Origin of the sequence: Ignatzschineria sp. RMDPL8A (assembly GCF_029815055.1) — a bacterium.
In the GTDB taxonomy this organism is placed as follows: Bacteria; Pseudomonadota; Gammaproteobacteria; order Cardiobacteriales; family Wohlfahrtiimonadaceae; genus CALZBJ01.
In genome coordinates this window covers 1,572,949-1,591,198 of the sequence record NZ_JAPPWA010000002.1, presented here as the reverse complement: position 1 = coordinate 1,591,198, position 18,250 = coordinate 1,572,949, and the positions used below count along the sequence as shown (strand labels likewise).

16 protein-coding genes are annotated in these 18,250 nt (G+C 43.8%); 14 read left to right on the top strand and 2 right to left on the bottom strand.

Annotation, left to right across the window (positions count from 1 at the left end; all coding sequences use genetic code 11):
• Positions 1-43 precede the first annotated feature (43 nt).
• Together OXI21_RS08685 and OXI21_RS08680 are read right to left on the bottom strand one after the other, a co-directional pair.
• Positions 44-1,420: a sigma-54 dependent transcriptional regulator gene (locus tag OXI21_RS08685; RefSeq protein WP_279619176.1), complete on the bottom strand. Its 1,377-nt coding sequence runs from the start codon at positions 1,418-1,420 to the stop codon at positions 44-46.
• A 170-nt stretch (positions 1,421-1,590) separates the two neighbouring features.
• A complete protein-coding gene (locus OXI21_RS08680) occupies positions 1,591-4,098 on the bottom strand; it encodes a DNA topoisomerase I (RefSeq protein ID WP_279619175.1) in 2,508 nt (835 codons plus the stop codon).
• A 185-nt stretch (positions 4,099-4,283) separates the two neighbouring features.
• On the opposite strand from OXI21_RS08680, the gene OXI21_RS08675 reads away from it, so the two are divergent.
• From OXI21_RS08675 to gatA, 14 genes are all read left to right on the top strand, one after another.
• Complete coding sequence (locus OXI21_RS08675; protein ID WP_279619174.1) at positions 4,284-4,430, top strand: hypothetical protein; 147 nt, start codon at positions 4,284-4,286, stop codon at positions 4,428-4,430.
• Positions 4,431-4,462: 32 nt separating this feature from the next.
• Positions 4,463-4,825 carry a diacylglycerol kinase gene (locus OXI21_RS08670; protein ID WP_347815532.1) on the top strand — a complete coding sequence of 121 codons (363 nt, stop codon included), beginning with the start codon at positions 4,463-4,465 and terminating at the stop codon, positions 4,823-4,825.
• A gap of 105 nt (positions 4,826-4,930) precedes the next feature.
• On the top strand, positions 4,931-5,941 hold the full coding sequence (gene tsaD / locus OXI21_RS08665) for a tRNA (adenosine(37)-N6)-threonylcarbamoyltransferase complex transferase subunit TsaD (RefSeq protein WP_279619172.1): 1,011 nt from the start codon (positions 4,931-4,933) through the stop codon (positions 5,939-5,941).
• Positions 5,942-6,043: 102 nt separating this feature from the next.
• A complete protein-coding gene (locus tag OXI21_RS08660) occupies positions 6,044-7,402 on the top strand; it encodes a deoxyguanosinetriphosphate triphosphohydrolase (RefSeq protein ID WP_279619171.1) in 1,359 nt (452 codons plus the stop codon).
• Positions 7,403-7,582: 180 nt separating this feature from the next.
• Complete coding sequence (gene ccoN / locus OXI21_RS08655) at positions 7,583-9,040, top strand: cytochrome-c oxidase, cbb3-type subunit I (protein ID WP_279619170.1); 1,458 nt, start codon at positions 7,583-7,585, stop codon at positions 9,038-9,040.
• Positions 9,041-9,064: 24 nt separating this feature from the next.
• Positions 9,065-9,961, top strand: coding sequence for a cytochrome-c oxidase, cbb3-type subunit II (gene ccoO, locus OXI21_RS08650; RefSeq protein WP_347815531.1), 897 nt, complete (start codon positions 9,065-9,067; stop codon positions 9,959-9,961).
• Positions 9,962-9,979: 18 nt separating this feature from the next.
• Entirely contained in the window at positions 9,980-10,198 is a 219-nt protein-coding gene (locus OXI21_RS08645; protein ID WP_279619168.1) for a cbb3-type cytochrome c oxidase subunit 3, read from the top strand.
• Between the two features lie 35 nt (positions 10,199-10,233).
• Positions 10,234-11,214, top strand: coding sequence for a cytochrome-c oxidase, cbb3-type subunit III (gene ccoP / locus OXI21_RS08640; RefSeq protein WP_279619167.1), 981 nt, complete (start codon positions 10,234-10,236; stop codon positions 11,212-11,214).
• Positions 11,215-11,378: 164 nt separating this feature from the next.
• A complete protein-coding gene (gene ccoG, locus OXI21_RS08635) occupies positions 11,379-12,794 on the top strand; it encodes a cytochrome c oxidase accessory protein CcoG (RefSeq protein ID WP_279619166.1) in 1,416 nt (471 codons plus the stop codon).
• Positions 12,795-12,813: 19 nt separating this feature from the next.
• Entirely contained in the window at positions 12,814-13,683 is an 870-nt protein-coding gene (locus OXI21_RS08630; RefSeq protein ID WP_279619165.1) for a FixH family protein, read from the top strand.
• A gap of 65 nt (positions 13,684-13,748) precedes the next feature.
• A complete protein-coding gene (locus OXI21_RS08625; protein WP_279619164.1) occupies positions 13,749-16,202 on the top strand; it encodes a heavy metal translocating P-type ATPase in 2,454 nt (817 codons plus the stop codon).
• The gene (gene ccoS, locus OXI21_RS08620; RefSeq protein ID WP_279619163.1) at positions 16,192-16,461 is read left to right on the top strand and encodes a cbb3-type cytochrome oxidase assembly protein CcoS; all 270 of its coding nucleotides are present in this window, start codon (positions 16,192-16,194) and stop codon (positions 16,459-16,461) included. Before OXI21_RS08625 ends, ccoS begins: the two co-directional genes overlap by 11 nt.
• Complete coding sequence (gene gatC, locus OXI21_RS08615; protein ID WP_279619162.1) at positions 16,445-16,735, top strand: Asp-tRNA(Asn)/Glu-tRNA(Gln) amidotransferase subunit GatC; 291 nt, start codon at positions 16,445-16,447, stop codon at positions 16,733-16,735. Before ccoS ends, gatC begins: the two co-directional genes overlap by 17 nt.
• A gap of 14 nt (positions 16,736-16,749) precedes the next feature.
• Positions 16,750-18,201 (top strand): Asp-tRNA(Asn)/Glu-tRNA(Gln) amidotransferase subunit GatA, encoded by a 1,452-nt coding sequence (gene gatA, locus OXI21_RS08610; protein ID WP_279619161.1) that lies wholly within the window; start codon positions 16,750-16,752, stop codon positions 18,199-18,201.
• Positions 18,202-18,250 lie beyond the last annotated feature (49 nt).

Sequence of the window (18,250 nt, the reverse complement as noted above, 5' to 3'; positions counted from 1 at the left end):
AGGTTGTCATTAAAAGTTAATCATGATGGTGATGGCATTATCGTTATTTGCCAGTTTTTGGGTCAATATCGAGCGATTTTAATTTACGATAGAGGTTTGTTCGTTCCATTCCCACAAGCTTTGCGAGATTTGCCATATTGCCATCAACGCGCTCATATTGAGCAATTAAATAAGCCCGCTCAAATTGTTCTCGGGCTTCGCGAAGTGGCAGATCAAGCGGAAGCGAATAGGTATGATCGTCTGCTTTTTTCGGTGCTTCAAGAATCTGCTTTTCAAGCTCCGCATTCACCTCATCGAGCGATACTTCATCTTGTGAGCCTAAAATTAAGAGGCGTTTAATGAGATTTTTCAGTTCTTGATGATTGCCCGTCCATTCATGATTGCGAAGGCGATTTTGTGCAGCAATCGAGAAATGGCGATAATTGAGATGTTTCTCTTCCACAAAATAGTGCACATAAGCATTGATGAGCTCAGGCACATCTTCAGGATGGAGGCGAAGCGAAGGCAGCTGAATGGTTACCTCATTTAAAAGGTGCCATAACTCGCTTGAAAATTCCTCTTGTTCCACTAAATAGGGAAGATAGGCATCGGCGGAGAAAATAGCGCGCAGTTGAATTGCGCTACTTGTTTTGCGCTCAGTTGCAAGGGCATTTAATAGTTTGGCAAGGGCGGTTTGGATCGCAGTGCTCGCCTCATCAATCTCTTTAAAATAGAGAATTCCCCCATTGCCGTGCTGAATGATTTGAGGACTGATTTTTCCACTTGGATCGAAAAAGGTGGAATTAAAGAGCGCATCATTCATAGTGCCAAGGTTAAACTCTAAAAAAGCCCCCTTGCGTTCTGGGGAGAGGTCATGAATGTAGCTTGCAACGCCATCAATCTCGGTACCTGGCTCACCAAGCAGTAAAATATTGGCATGGGAGACCGAGGCCGATTTTTGCAGATTATTACGCAGATTTTGTGCCACTAAACTGCGCCCAACCGGCTCAAAAGGATAGGGTTTTTCAGTGGGTAAAATCGGCTCGATCGATTCAGCCAGCAGAGCAGGCGCTTCAGTTAACGTTTTATCCACCACCATTAAAAGTTTCGCAAGCGTGAGCGGCTTTTCTAAAAAGTCCGATGCCCCGAGCTTTGTCGCTTCAATGGCGTGTTCGAGGGTTCCATGGCCGCTCATCATAATCACCGGTGCCATATTGCCCGCTTCACGCCACGATTTAAGCAGTGAAATCCCATCAATGTCGGGCATCCAAATATCGAGCAAAATCAGATCAGGATCGGTCGATTCTTTGAGGGCATTGGCTTCCGCGCCGTTATAGGCAACCGCCACTTCGTATCCTTCGTCTTGTAAAATGTCGCTGACGAGATCGCAAATATCTTGTTCATCATCAACAATTAAGATTTTCGCTGGATTATCGGCCATAAATATAGAAACTCCTGAATGAATGGTTTTCAATTAACAATTAAATTAAAATTGTGGATAAAAAGAACGCCTATAGGGTCGATTGTATCACGTTCCTAGAGGCGTTTTTAGTTTGAGCGTTTTAAAGCGTTACCCCAATTTAGTGGTAATGTTCGCGGAATGAATCGAGATTAAGATTCATTACCCGCATCACTTTTTGTGGCTTTTTTAGTCGTCGTCTTTTTAGCTGCCGTTTTAGTGGTTGTTTTTGACGTTGCTTTGGTTGCAGCTTTGGCTGTTGTTTTCTTGGCTGCAGGCTTTTTGGCAGCCGTTTTTTTAGCCGTTGTCTTCTTCGCGGTCGTTTTCTTTTCTGCAGCCTTTTTGGTAGTGGTTTTTTTCGCACGGGTTTTTTTGGCCGGTGCTTTTTCGATCATCTCTTTACACTCATCTAAAGTAAGTGTTTTCGGGTCACGATCTTTCGGAACACGCACGTTTTTCGTACCATCTGTGATATAAGGCCCGTAGCGGCCATTAATTACCTCGATGGTGAGCTCTCCCTCTTTAAAGGTGTGGATATATTTCGCTGCTTCTGCCTCTTTGTGCGCTTTAACCACTTCCAGTGCCTCTTCATAGGTCACCGTATAAGGGTCGTACTCTTTGAGCGAGACGAATTTACGTGGACCGTATTGGATATAGGGCCCAAAGCGACCGATATTGGCGCGAATATCATAATCATCATCGCCTTTGCCTAGAACGCGCGGTAATTTAAAGAGTGCAATGGCCTCTTCGAGCGTGATGGTATCGAGGCGTTGATCAGGAAGAAGTGAAGCGAATTTTGGTTTCTCTTCATCATCTTTATCGCCAATTTGAGCAAAAGGCCCATAGCGACCAATCCGAACAGATACGGGCTTACCAGTTTTCGGATCATCCCCTAAAACGCGGGCTTGCGCCACATCCGCACGGGAGACATTCTCTTCCACATCATCGCATTGAGTGATAAAAGGTTGCCAGAAAGCATCAAGTAGTGGTACCCACTCTTTCTCACCACGAGACACCTCATCGAGGCTATCTTCAAGCGTTGCGGTGAAATCATAATCGACATATTGGGTGAAATGTTCGGTTAAGAAGCGCGAGACAATTTGCCCAACATCCGTAGGAATAAAACGGCGCGCATCCATGGTGACATACTCACGATTTTGCAGGGTCGAGATAATGCTTGCATAGGTGGAAGGACGGCCAATGCCATACTCTTCAAGGGTTTTTACGAGCGAGGCTTCCGTATAACGGGGTGGTGGCTCAGTAAAATGTTGATTGGGGATGATATCGCTTAGCGCAACAATATCGCCAACCGCCATCTCCGGTAAGATGCGATCTTCCTCTTTCTCAGCTTTTTCATCATCATTATCTTCAAGATAGAGGCTCATAAAGCCTGGGAAAGCGATGGTTGAACCGTTAACGCGGAAAAGGTGTTTGCCTTGCTCCCCTAAATCAACGGCGGTGGTATTCATAATGGCTGATTCCATCTGAGAGGCAACGGCACGTTTCCAGATTAGCTCATAGAGACGATATTGATCCGAATCGAGATATTGTTTCACCGATTCTGGCGTTCTAAACACCGAGGTAGGGCGAATCGCCTCGTGAGCCTCTTGGGCATTTTTGGATTTCGTTTTATAGATGCGTGGCGCTTCAGGACAATACTCTTTGCCATGTTCGCGGGTAATGTATGAGCGAATGTCGGTAAGCGCTTCGTCCGATAAGGTGACCGAGTCGGTACGCATATAGGTAATCAGACCGATCGTTTCAGTGCCAAGATTAATCCCCTCATAGAGATTTTGCGCAACGCGCATGGTGCGAGAGGCGCTAAAGCGAAGTTTGCGTGACCCTTCCTGTTGTAAGGTTGAAGTAGTGAAGGGCGGTGCGGGATTGCGGCGACGCTGACGCTTTTCAACATTGACAACCGGCAGTTCATTACCAAAGGCATCGGTTAAGGTTTTAACCACATGAGTAGCCGATTTTTCATCGCGGAAGCTAAATTGTTCCACTTTTTCAGCCTCAAAATCCGTAAGACGACCGGTAAACTTACTTGAATCTTTATTAAGATCAGCGGTGATTGACCAATACTCTTCAGAGACGAAGGCGTTAATCTCATCTTCACGCTCACAAATCATGCGAAGTGCCGGTGATTGAACGCGTCCTGCTGACAATCCGGGGCTAATTTTCTTCCATAAAAGCGGTGATAAATTAAATCCAACGAGATAATCGAGCGCGGTTCGAGCTTGCTGCGCATTGACTAAATCCATCGCAAGATCGCGGGGATTTTGTACCGCATCTTGGATCGCTTTTTTGGTGATTTCGTGGAAAACCACGCGTGAAATCTTCTTATCTTTTAAGGCATTTTTCTCTTTTAGATACTCTAAAATATGCCATGAAATCGCTTCCCCTTCGCGGTCCGGGTCAGTTGCGAGCATGAGGTTGTCTGCGTCTTTTAACGCCTTTTCAATCGCCGCAAGATGCTTTTTGTTTTGGCTAAGGACTTCATACTTCATGTCGAAGTTATTATCTGTGTCCACAGAGCCCTGTTTACGCACAAGCGCACGCACATGCCCAAATGAGGCAAGTACGGTAAAATCTTTCCCTAGATATTTTTCTATGGTTTTTGCTTTGGCTGGTGATTCAACTATGACCAGTGATTTTGTCATTAAATATTACCTTATATCCCGAATGTAGATAAGATTGGTGCGCGATTTGAGTAGCTCGCGTTTTGGGTGTTTGTTATAATACCTAAATTCCAATCGAATAAAAATGTTATATTTAGTTTGGAGTTTTTTTTGAGAATTTCAAGTGATCTAACATTATAGTTATAAATTGAGAGCAAGTTAAACCTATGTATTTTGAAAAGAAAGAGAAGAAACGTTCATTTTTTTGGGTCTATATTATCCTATTTGTCGCCTTTATTATCTGGGTAATGCTCGATGAAGGTGAGAATTTACAAGAAGAATATCAAGTGCACGAGCTTCAATTTGAACGATAGGCCACTTAAATTAAGATAGATCAAATAATATGATGAATAAACCGGGTGCTACGGGATTAAAACGCATTATCAATGCGTTTTTTTACTCTATGAAGGGCATAAAAGCGGCATTTAAATCGGAAGCGGCGTTTCGTCAAGAGGCGCTCCTCGCTGTTATTTTAATTCCACTCGCGTTTTGGCTCGCTGATACCAAAATTGAGCTAATATTAATGGTGGGTTCGGTGCTTTTATTGATGATGATGGAGCTTGTGAATTCTTCCATTGAAGCAATTGTGGATCGGATTGGGCCTGAGATTCATCCGCTTTCAGGACAGGCGAAAGATATCGGTTCAGCGATTGTATTTTTTGCCATGATGATTCTTGCGCTAGTGTGGGGCGGGATTCTTCTTTTTTAACTTTAAACACATTCAGTGGTGTTCTGCTTCGATCGATAACGCATACTATGGCTCGAAATAGAACACACAGTACGACTGATAAAACAGAAAATATAAGGATATACGTTGATTGTTTTAGGGATTGAGAGTTCTTGTGATGAGACGGGCGTTGCGCTCTATGATTCAGAGCGAGGATTAATTGGGCATGAGCTCTATTCGCAAATTGCACTCCATGCAAAATATGGCGGTGTTGTGCCTGAGCTTGCCTCGCGGGATCACATTCGTAAATTACCGCTTTTAGTAAAAGAGCTGATTGAAAAGGCCGATATATCGCTCTCGGATATTGATGGGATTGCCTATACCGAAGGGCCGGGGTTGATTGGCGCGCTTATGGTGGCCGCTTCCTACGCACAAGGATTAAGTTTGGCCATTGATTGTCCGATTTTAGGGGTCAATCACATGGAGGCGCATTTAATGGCGGTGATGCTCGAGGAGGAAAAACCTGAGTTCCCGTTTATTACGCTCTTGGTATCGGGCGGGCATACGCAATTGGTGCTCGCAAAGGCATTTGGAGAATATGAGCTTTTAGGGCAATCGCTTGATGATGCAGTCGGTGAGGCGTTCGATAAAACGGCAAAATTGATGGGGCTTCCTTATCCCGGTGGCCCGCATTTAGCAAAAATGGCGGAAGGCGGAGATCCAAAACGATTTAAATTCCCGCGCCCAATGCTCGATCGCCCGGGGCTTGATTTTAGCTTTAGTGGAATTAAGACAAAAGCTTTATTGACCATTGAAGGTCATAGCGAGGCGGATTATCCTGATATTGCCGCAGGTTTCCAAGAGGCGCTTGTCGATACGCTTATTAAAAAAGCGATTCGCGCACTTAAACAGGAAAATGTGACGCAATTAGTGGTGTCTGGCGGCGTTGGTGCGAATCAAGAATTGCGCCGAATGCTGAAAGCGGAGGCTGAAAAACGTGGATTTGAAGTCTTTTTCCCGCGGAGTGAATATTGTACCGATAATGGTGCAATGGTGGCGTATGTCGGCCACGAGCGTCTTAAACGTCAAGAGAGCAGTGAAAAAGTCAATTTAAAAGCACGCTGGCCCATTGACCAGCTGAGTAAAGAGCGATCGTAAGGGTCGCTTTTTCTTTTAAAGCAAGTTTTTTTGAAGCGAGATTGGAAACCCGCGCGTCACATAGAAGGTGTATGCTAGGGAAGTAAACAGATAGGAGAGGGTATGCTAGAACAACGTTGGAGAGAATTGATTACCGCGAAGCGCTTTGGTCATCGTACCGTTGAAGAGGCGCCCAGTTATCGAACAACCTTCCAAAAAGATTATGATCGGCTCGTATTTTCCGCAGCCTTTCGCCGACTACAAGATAAGACGCAAGTCTTTCCTCTCGCGCAGACCGATTATATTCGCACTCGTTTAACCCATAGTTTGGAAGTAAGCAGCGTCTGCCGCAGTCTTGGCACCATGCTCGGTGAGTATTTAGTGGATCGCTATGACATTCCGGGGATCACTGCCTCAAGCTCGGGTGCTATTTTAGCCGCCGGAGCACTTGCTCATGATATTGGTAATCCACCGTTTGGTCATGCAGGGGAAGAGGCGATTAGCCGATTTTTTGCCGATAATCAGATTGGGCAGGAAGCGCTTTCCGAAGTGTCGGATCTTGAGAAAGCTGACTTTCTTCATTTTGAGGGAAATGCCCAAGCTTTTAGATTGCTGACTAAACTGCAAAACTCCCATAATTACGGAGGAATGCAGCTCTCGCTTCCGGTGATTGCGAGCTTTATTAAATATCCATGTGGCAGCGATCAGCGTAAAAAAGCCGACCACATCGCTTTCCATAAATTTAATTATTTCCAAGCAGAAAAGACCTTTTTCACCCGATTTGCCGAAGATGCGACGTTAAAACCGCATGAGACATTGCCTAATGCATGGTATCGTCATCCATTTGCCTATCTACTCGAAGCGGCGGATGATATCTGTTACAGCTTGGTCGATATTGAAGATGCTTACCGCTTAAAATTGATTAGTGCGGAAGGGGCGTTTGAGTTTTATGAGGCGATTATTACCGAACATCATGAAATGCCGCATGCGCGTCTTTCTCGGATTCCTCGGGAAAAAGATCGGGTTGAATATCTGCGCGCTTATACGATCGGGATTTTAGTCGACGAAATTATTAAGGTATTTATTGAAAATGAGTCGACAATTTTAGAGGGGAAATGCCGTGAACCGCTCCTCTCAATCATTCCATCTAAAACCGCGATTGCAGAGATTAAACGCTTTGCGTATAAAAATATTTATGTCTCAGATCCGGTGCTAGAGGTGGGAATTGCAGGATTTAAAGTGCTCGAAACATTGCTAGAAGCATTTGTTGGTGCAGTAAGAGCGGAAGCGCGTGGGCAGGGGAGCTCAAAAACGCGGATGTTAATGGAATTTATGCCAGATCAGTTTTTATCGGATAATCGCATTATAAATCAAGATCCCTACATGCGTTATTTGCAAGTGACTGATTTTGTTTCGGGGATGACGGATCGATATGCGATAAAAGTGTTCAAGATGATTACTGGAGTTGATTTACCGGTCTAATTTTTGTTTAATATAGGCGTTAAATTGGCTAAATTGCCGTCAGCTATGGCGGTTTAGAAATACAAGTTGACAGATATCAAGAACCTATCGCAAGGTTCTAGTACTATGCATTGTGTAAGTAAATGTATATTGCTTTAAGGGGTAGTTTTTTAATTATGTTTATTAACTTTCGGGGGTACTATGGGACATACTAAAAGTCTTCATAATCAATACGAATACGGGGTGGTTAGAGGTTTTGTAATCACTGCGTTGATCTTCGGTGCTGTCGGGATGTCAGCCGGTCTTTGGGCCGCGCTTGAACTGACCTGGCCTGCACTTAACTTTGATTCACCATGGTTATCATTTGGTCGTTTACGTCCAGTGCATACCACAATGGTGATCTTCGGAATGGGGGGATCGGCGTTAATCGGTACTTCATTCTATGTTGTTCAGAGAACATGTCACGTTAGATTAGCCTATCCGCTACTAGCGAAATTTGTGTTCTGGGGTTGGGCAATTGTCTTCTCAATCGTACCGTTCACCTATGTGATGGGCTATACACAAGGTAAAGAGTACGCAGAATTTGAGTGGATTTTTGACTGGGCTGTAGCGGTAATTTGGGTAACTTACTTCTGGGTGTATATCAATACAATCTGGAGACGTAAAGTTAAACATATCTACGTTGCAAACTGGTTCTACCTCGGCTTTATCTGTGCAACTGCATTACTTCACATCTTCAACAACATCGCGATTCCAGTATTTGGCGCAGGCACGTTAAAATCATATAACGTATTTGCCGGTATGCAAGATGCGATGGTTCAATGGTGGTACGGCCATAACGCAGTAGGATTCATTCTTACCGTTGCGTTCTTAGGTATGATGTACTACTTCGTTCCAAAAGAAGCTGGACGTCCAATCTACTCCTATCGTCTGTCGATCGTTCACTTCTGGGCATTAACCTTCCTCTACATGTGGGCAGGTGCTCACCATTTACACTGGACTTCACTTCCTGACTGGGTTTCATCACTTGCGGCAACCTTCTCGGTTCTTCTTCTTCTTCCATCATGGGGGGGTATGATCAACGGGATTATGACGCTTTCAGGTGCATGGGATACGATTCGTACTAACCCAATTATCCGCTTCATGGTGGTTTCATTATCGTTCTACGGTATGAGTACTTTTGAGGGTCCTTTAATGAGTCTTCGTTCAGTAAACGCGCTTTCGCACTACACTGACTGGACTGTTGGACACGTACACTCAGGTGCGTTAGGTTGGGTTGCGATGATTACTTTCGGTTCGCTCTATCACTTAGTTCCCCGTATCTTCGGTACTAAGATCTATAGCGAGCGTTTAATCTTTGCTCACTTCTGGTTAGCAACTATCGGTATCGTTCTTTACATTGCATCTCTTTGGGTTGCAGGTATTGGTCAAGGTATGATGCTCCGAGCATTTAACCCTGAGTACGGTACACTTGTATATCGCTTTATTGAGACTGTGAACTTTATGCACACTCCTTATATCTTTAGAGCGATCGGTGGTGCACTCTATCTTTTAGGCGCGGTGATTATGATTATCAACTTCGTAATGACTATGCTTTCTGGTAACAGAGAACAAGCGGATAGAAATGCTCAAATCCCAGCAGTTGCTGCTCACGCATAATTAAGATAGGAGTAAATATCAATGATTAAACACGAACGTTTAGAAACCAATAGTGGTCTTCTTCTCCTCTTTATCATGGTGATTATCAGTATCGGTGGATTAATTGAGATTGTTCCGCTCTTCTATATTGATGATTCGATCGAGGAAGTTAAAAAAGAAGTTCCTAAGTATGAATTAGATGATAATTTCAACTATGTAACGGATAAGCGTGGTCGTCCTGTCCCCGTTTACGCTACAGATGAAAAAGGTGAATTCGTATTAGACGCTAGAAAACGTAAAGTTCAAGCGACTCAAGAAGTTGATGCGGTTCGCCCATACACGCCTTTAGAGATGTTAGGTCGTAATATCTACGTTGCTGAAGGTTGCTACAACTGTCACTCTCAACAAATCCGCCCAATGCAGGATGAGTTTGAGCGTTACGGTTATTATTCACTCGCTGCTGAATCACAATATGACCGTCCATTCCAATGGGGTTCGCGTCGTATTGGGCCAGACTTAGCAAGAGTTGGCGGTAAAATGGACAATCAATGGCATGTAAATCACTTATATCGTCCGAAAAGTGAAGAGCCAGATTCCATCATGCCAGCGTATCCTTGGTTACTTAAAGAGAAGCTTGATGTTGAGACCGTTGGTCAACACATGAAAGCGCTTCGTTTAGCTGGGGTACCTTACTCTGCAAATATGGATGAGTACAAAGCAAACCTCGAGCAGTTTGGTAAAGAGGTTGCAGACTTACTTCATATTGATAATGCTAAGAAAAATCTTGTAGAAGAAGCAAAAGAGATCCGTAAAAACTATATTCATAAAGATAAGATCGATGAAATTAGTAAAATGGATGCATTAGTAGCATATCTACAGGTGCTTGGAACTATGGTTGAGTTTAAACAAGACCAAGGTGTTGAGTTCAGTAAATTCCGTTAATTGGAAAGGAGACATAGAATGACAGATTTTTTAATGTGGTTTACCGACATGGGTAACAGTAAAACACTGGCAGCTGTGCTTTTCTTTACAGTGTTTGTCGGAATTCTGTTCTATGTCTTCACTGGAAAAGAACGTAAAGAGCGTTTTGATCAATACCGCTATATCCCTTTTATGGATGACGAAGACGATTTAAATCGGGCTATCGAAGAAGATCAAAAGGGAAAAAGCGATCGGTAATGATTTAAACTTCACATATTGCTGAGGAATTTAAAATGAGTGAAAACAAAGAAAAAGATTTTGAAAAATTAGAAGGTATTACCGGGCATGTCTGGGACGAGGATTTGTGCGAATATAACAACCCTCTTCCGCGCTGGTGGCTAATGGCTTTCTACGGTACGGTAATTTTCAGTATTGGCTATTGGATTTTATTCCCAACGTGGCCACTGCCTAACTCCTATACTAAAGGGTTCTATACTCTTAAAGTCGAAGATGAAGGCGTCACCACAGATCGTAACTGGAACAGCCGTGTGCGTTTAGCAAACGAGCTTCAAACTTCTCCAGAAGCGCAAAACCGTACAGCGAACCTTAAAAAGTTAAGCGAAATGAAACCTGCAGAGATCTTACAAGATCCTAAAATGATTCAATTTGCACGTGCGGTTGGTAAAGTAACCTTTGGTGATAACTGTGCAACCTGTCACAACGCAAATGCGCAAGGTCAAATCGGGATGTATCCGAACTTAACCGATAACGCATGGTTATGGGGCGGTAAGCTTGAGCAGATCGAAGAGACTATCACGCGTGGTCGTAAAGGTAACATGACACCGGCAAAACCGGAGAAAGGTCCTGCGAACATGACCGATGATCAGATCTTAGATGTAAGTAAATACGCATTAAGTCTTTCAGGCAACTACTCAGGAGATGAGGAAGCGCTTGAGCGCGGCGAGAAACTATTCTACGGCCGTACACCTAACGCATGTCATACTTGTCACGTAAACTATGCAAGTGGCAGTAAAGAAGCAAAAGGTAACCCACTTATGGGGGCGCCTGACTTAACTGACAATATTTGGGAAATCGTTGATATTAACAGTATGACGACTCCTGAAGAGAAACTTGCAGCGATCATTCCACACGTTGAAAATGGTGTTGTTCCTGATACCACTCACCGTGAAATGCCTTCATGGAAAGATCGTCTAACGAAAGAACAGATCCGTGCACTTGCGGTATATGTTCACCAGTTAGGCGGTGGTCAGTAAATACTGATTGCTAAGACAATTTAAAGTAATAGGAAAGGATTTTTAGACACCGTTTAAAAATCCTTTTTTTAAAGATAGAAAAATGATCTGTGGTATGATTATACGCGGTAAATAGCATATAATAGGGCCATCTATTTTAGGTGTGTAGACAAGAGGTACGTGTAGTGAGCAACCAACAAACTCCAGAAGCAGCAGAACTGTATGAAAAACGCATCCCAATTTTTACCCGCTCGGTAAAAGGGAAGTTCAGAACGTTCAAAACCAGTATGTTGCTATTAGCATATGCAACATTCTTTTTATTACCTTGGGTGCCATGGGATCGTGGAATTCCGGGCATACAGCAGGCGATCCAATTTGACATTGTCGGTCGTCAATTTTATATTTTCAATCTTTTAGTCGACATTCAGAATATTTTCTGGTTAGCAGGGGTGCTCGCACTCTTTGCATTTGGTCTATTCTTCGTAACCGCTGTGCTCGGTCGAGTTTTTTGTGGGTATTTTTGTTTCCAAACAATTTGGACTGACGCATTTATGTTTATCGAATCATGGGTGCAAGGCGATAGAAATGCACGTAAAAAGCTTTATGAAAGCCCATGGAATGGTGAGAAATTTGCAAAAGTAGGGGGGACTTGGTTGCTCTGGTTACTCTTTGCATTTTGGACAGGTTTTACCTTTACCGCGTATTGGAACTATGCGCCAAAACTCTTTATTGATTTCTTTACCGGCCACGCGCCTTTTGCGGCGTATATGACAACGCTTTTCTTAACCGCAACCACCTTCATTATGGCAGGATTTGCCCGTGAACAAGTCTGTACCTTTATGTGTCCCTATGCTCGTTTCCAAGGAGTAATGTTCGATAAAGATACTTTAATCGTTACCTATGATGAAAAACGTGGCGAGGGTGAAAAAGGTCGTCATAAACCCATTCGGGGCGCGCGCGAACATGATGAGCGTGTGGCAACCGGTCACGGTGATTGTATTGATTGTGGCCTTTGTGTGCATGTGTGTCCTGCCGGAATCGATATCCGTGATGGGGTAAACTATAAATGTATTACTTGTGGTCTTTGTATTGACGCATGTAATAACATGATGACCAGCCTTAACTATCCAACTGGTCTGATTCGTTATGAGTCTGAGCGTGGATTAGAAGGTGGAAAAACCAACTATTTTTCACCGCGTAACATCGGCTATTTCACCGTGATTTGTGTGATTATTGGCCTATTAGGATTCAGTGTTGCGAACCGTGATAATGCGCAATACAAAATTGAACCTGAACGCCGCGCACTGGTAACACTATCAGATAGTCGTTTACAAAAACGTTATGAGATTAAACTTAATAACCTCTCCTTGTCAAAACAGCAATTCTTTGTTGAGTTAGAAGATAAAGATAACTACGAGCTTGATATGCCATTTAACGGCTATATTCTTGAATCAAGTGAGCGCATCAGCTTAGCGGCAAGTGTTATCGCTGGAAAAGGGGAAACTGAGGATCGTGAGATCGGCTTTATTGTGACAGTTAAAGACCCAGCTACTGGTGAAGTAACCGATCAACGCCGTGTTAAAGCGATCTTTGGTAACTAATAAACTAGAGGAATCGTTCATGATTGGCACAATTATATTTATGGTATCGGGCATTGTTGGGGTTTTTCTACTCTGCCTGATGTTTAACAAACTGTTACGCTTTACCTATCTGCAAGCGGCGAGTATTTCAGCGCTGATTAGTATCGCAGTATTGGTACCGGTGTCGATCGTGAATTGGCAAGGGGGCGATGTTCTCGCTCTCTACCTTTCATCGAATCTTGTCACTGCGTTTGCATATTATCTCATCGGGAAGGGTGGGCTTAAATCTTTAGCCGGTAATGATGGCAAAAAGATGCACTGGGGCCCGATCGCGATCTTAGCGTTCTTCGTTGTCCTTGTAATCGTTGACCTTAACTTTGTCTTTATGGCAGAAAAAGGGCTTCGCTTTACTAAAAACGATGGTGTTGAGGTGAATACTCGATTCTCAGGGGAAGTTCCGAATGCCTATCACAAAAAAGAAGCTTATTTTAATGAGTATCAAAAACGTATGGTGCTTCAGCGTGAACGTGGTTGGAAAGTCGATTTTGGCTTTGAGAAAACCCCGCGTATTGATGAAGATAATGTTTTTAAAATTCGTGTGATTGATCGTGATAATTATCCCATTAATGATGCAGTAATAGTGGCTGAATTTGGCCGTTCGGCAGAGCAAGAGCTTGATCGTGTGTATGATGTCAAAATGGTTGGGCCAGGGCTTTACGAAGTACCGGTTAAATTTGAGCGCGTCGGTCGCTGGAATTTAGAGCTGTTAATCACAAAAGATGATGCAACCTTTGAACAAGTCGCTTCAACGGTGATTAATTGTGAAGTCGGCAATAGTGAATGTGAAGCGCGCCTTGATCAGTTACTTAATAAAAAGCGTAAAGGCCGTGCGGTTACTGCGCAAAACTAAGTCGCATTAAGCATTAAGCATTAAGCATTAATAACAACTATAACTCATAACTAAAGAGAGATGAAATGAGCAATGAAGTAGGAGCATGCTATCATTGCCATCTTCCTATCAAGGGTACCCCTCCGTTTTATGCGGAGATTGATGGCATCGATCAGCCAATGTGTTGTGCTGGCTGTAAAGCAGTAGCAGAGATGATTGCGCAGTCAGGATTGACGCGCTATTATGATCACCGTGAAGCAGGGGCTGTACGCCCTGTGATGAGCGAACAGTTAATTCCCGCCGAATTGAAGCGGGAATTGACGTTTTATGATCATCCTGATATTGCTCAACAATTTGTCTATACACGTAAAACAGGCGATAAAGAGTTCAAAGAGAGCTATCTCATTGTGGACAATATCGTCTGCGCCGCGTGCGTATGGCTTCTCGAAAATGGGTTAAAAAGCATGGATGGGGTCGAAGCGTTTGATATTAACTATACAACGCATCGAGCCCATGTCACCTTTGACCCTGAGAAAGTCAAACTCTCTGAAATTCTCATGGAGGTGATTAAGCTTGGTTATGAAGCGACGCCCTATGATGAACAGACTGAACAGAAACAACTTAAAAAAGAGTGGCGGAGCCTCCTAATTGACTTTGGGATTGCAGCACTATTTTCAATGCAAGTGATGATGACCGCGGTTGGGATCTATTTTGGTAAATATAATGATATGAGCCAAAACTCCTACCATTTCCTCAACTGGTTTAATATGTTTGCCGCCATTCCATGCGTCACCTATGCGAGTCGTAGTTTTTATAAAGCGGCCTATCATGACTTGAAAAACAGGCGTTTAAGTATGAACGTCAACGTTTCACTTGCGATTATTGTTGGGACAATTTGGAGTATTTGGAACACGATCACCGGCCAAGATGAGACCTATTATGAATCGGTTACGATGTTTGCCTTTTTACTCTTAGGGGCGCGAGTGCTCGAAACTAATGCTCGCCATAAAGCGCTATTAGTCTCAGATCATATTCTTAAAGTTAAGCCGCATTTTGCAGAGCGATTACTTCCCGATGGATCAACTGAACCCGTTCCGACTCAGCGTCTTCAGATGGGCGATCATCTTTTAATTAAACCGGGCGATAGCATTCCACTTGATGGAGTGCTCCTTGATGATGTTGCGATGGTGGATGAATCTCTGTTAACGGGTGAAAGTTTGCCACTTGAGAAGCGCAAAGGCGATCGGCTAATTGGTGGCTCGGTGAACTATGAGCAACCGCTTAAAATGGAAGTCACTGCGATTGGGGCTGAAACGGTTCTATCGCAAATGGCGCGCCTCATTGACCGTTCAATGACAGAAAAACCTAAAATCGCGCAACTTGCCGATATTATCTCAACCTATTTTGTCCTCGGAATTATTATAGCCTGCGTAGGAACCTTTATTGTTTGGTACAACTGGATTGATCCAAGCCGTGCATTTTCCGTAACCTTAACGGTACTTGTCGTATCGTGCCCATGCGCACTTGCGCTTGCAACCCCAGCGGCGCTCAGTACCGGAAATCAGGCGATTATAGAAAAGGGGCTGATTGCGACACGCTCTGGAGCCCTTGAAACGCTCGGCAAAATCACCGATATCGTCTTTGATAAAACCGGAACATTAACGGAAGGAAAACTCACCATTAATGCGATTCATTATTTTGATGAGTCGATGGATGAAGCCTATATTAAACAGATTGGTGCTGCGCTTGAAGCAAGCTCAAGTCACCCGATTGCCTATGGCTTTAGAAAATTGAGTGAAGATGAATCCCTTGAGCCGCTTGCAGTTGATAATCTTCTTAACCATGTTGGAAAAGGGATTAGTGGCGAGGTCGATGGCGCCCAATATAAGATTGGGCGTCTTGATTGGTTTGATCTAACGGGCCATCACGAGCGCTTTGATGATGGGCTTTGGGTCGGGCTTGGGAAGGGTGATCAATTGATTGCGGCTTTCTCGCTGCTCGATCGCTTAAAAGACGATACGTTAAAAACGGTGGAGTCCCTGCGCGAAGCGGGCTATAAACTCCATATTTTAAGCGGTGACCGTACTGAAACGGTTAAACGCTTTAATGAAACCTTAAACATTGAAGAGGCACATGGCGATCTATTGCCAGAAGAGAAGCTTCACTATGTAGAAAAACTACAGAAAAATGGCGCGAGAGTTGCTATGCTAGGAGACGGCATTAATGACGGACCTGTATTAGCGAAAGCTGATGTTTCTATCGCAATTGGTCAGGGAGCACTCCTTGCACAAACCACCGCGGATATGATTTTAATGAAAGATCAAAAACTTGAGCCGCTGGTGGATGGTATTGTGTTGGCAAAACGTACCGATCGCATAATTAATCAAAATCTCGCCTGGGCATTGGGGTATAATTTAGTAGCTATTCCAATTGCAATGTTTGGCGTGATATTGCCCTGGATGGCGGCACTAGGCATGAGCCTTAGTTCGCTTTTAGTCATTGGTAATACACTTCGCATACGAGGAGGAGATGATGAGTAACGTACTCTTAATATTGTTGCCCCTAACTTTAGCCGGCATGTTCCTAATAGGGTTCGCATTTGTTTGGGCGGTGAGATCAAATCAATTTGACGACGTCGATGGCCCGGCCTATATGATTCTTTATGACGAAGAGATTGCTCCAAATGATGACGAGCAAACATCAAAAAAAGCCGACATGCAAAGCGTCAGCGCGGATGATTTAGAATCCGGAACCGATACGATTAAAACGAGTAGTAAAGAAAATGATGAAAATAGATAAAAATACCATAGAGCGACTCGCCTTTTTATCACAGATGGCGATTCCTGAAGAAAATATCGATGCGGAGATCAAGCGTCTTGAGCAGATGGCGGACGTGATCGCTGTGATCCGTGAGCAAAATACGGACGGAACCGAGATTATGTGCAATCCTCATGATGCGCATATGATTCTTCGTGATGACGTGGTAACTGAAACAAATCATCGTGAAGAGTATCAAAAGACAACGGAATTTACCGACAATGGTCTTTACCTCGTTCCACAAGTTATCGAATAAAAAGCACAAAAACTATGAATAGATACACAATTAAAGAACTACGACAAAAACTCGATAGCGGAGAACTAACGAGTGTTGAATTAGTCGAACATTATCAAAAACGCATTGAACAATTTGATCCAAAACTCAATGCATTTATTACAAAAACATTTGAAAGCGCGCTTGAAGAGGCTAAAGCGGCTGATGAGCGCATTAAACGCGGTGAACAAACACTCTTAACCGGGATTCCCATTGCCCATAAAGACCTCGTTTGTACCGAGGGCGTTTTAACAACGGCCGCGTCAAAAATGCTGGCTAACTTCACTTCACCTTATAGTGCGACGTTGGCTGAAAAATTAAAAGAGGCGGGGGCGATTTCCCTTGGTAAGCTTAATATGGATGAGTTTGCAATGGGCTCAACGGGGCAAACAAGCTTCTTTGGTGGTACTGAAAATCCATGGTCGGAAGAGTGCGTTGCAGGCGGATCATCAAGTGGATCTGCAGCCGCAGTTGGCGCTGGATTAGTCGTTGCGGCAACGGGCTCTGATACCGGTGGATCGATTCGTCAACCGGCAAGCTTTTGTGGTGTAACCGGAATTAAACCCACCTATGGTCGAATCTCACGTTTTGGGATGATCGCGTTTGCATCTTCCCTTGATCAAGGTGGCGTGCTTGGCGGATCGGCTGAAGATTGCGCGGCGCTTTTAGAGGTGATGTCAGGCTATGATCCGAAAGACCCAACCTCAGTTGAGCGCGATGTTCCGGCATATACCGATGAATTAGATCGTTCCCTAAAAGGCTTAAAAATTGGCGTTCCTAAAGCCTTTTTTGCTGAAAACTTAGATGAAGAGACGGAAAAAGCCGTTAACGATGCCCTCGCTGAGTATGAAAAGCTTGGTGCGGAGCTAGTAGATGTGGAACTTAAACTCCATCATTTAGTGACGCCCGTTTACTATGTTGTTGCTCCTGCGGAAGCATCGAGTAACTTATCGCGTTTTGATGGCATTCGTTATGGCTATCGCGCGGAAGATCCGAAGGATTTAGAAGATCTCTATAAACGCACGCGTTTTGAAGGCTTTGGTAAAGAAGTTCGTAGCCGGATTTTCATGGGAACTTACGCACTTACCGAAGAGCTCTATCAAGACTACTACTTAAAAGCGCAAAAAATTCGTCGCCAAATTACTGATGAATATAATGCCATTTTACGCGAAGTGGATGTGATTGCAGGTCCAACCGTGGCTTCAGGGGCATTCCAAAAAGATGCGGATAACAGTGGCGTACAAAATTCTCTTTTTGACGCGAATTTAATTGGCGCAAACTTAGCGGGACTCCCCGCACTCAGCCATCCGGTTGGGTTTTCAAACAATCTTCCGGTAGGACTTCATTTAGTAGGGCGTGCATTTGATGAAACCACGATTTTAGCGATGGCGCATCAATATCAAACGGTGACCGATTGGCACAAAAAACTTCCTGAAAAATATTCGTAATATTCGAACGAAATCAGACACCGTTAAATTAATAGATGTAAGGAATTAA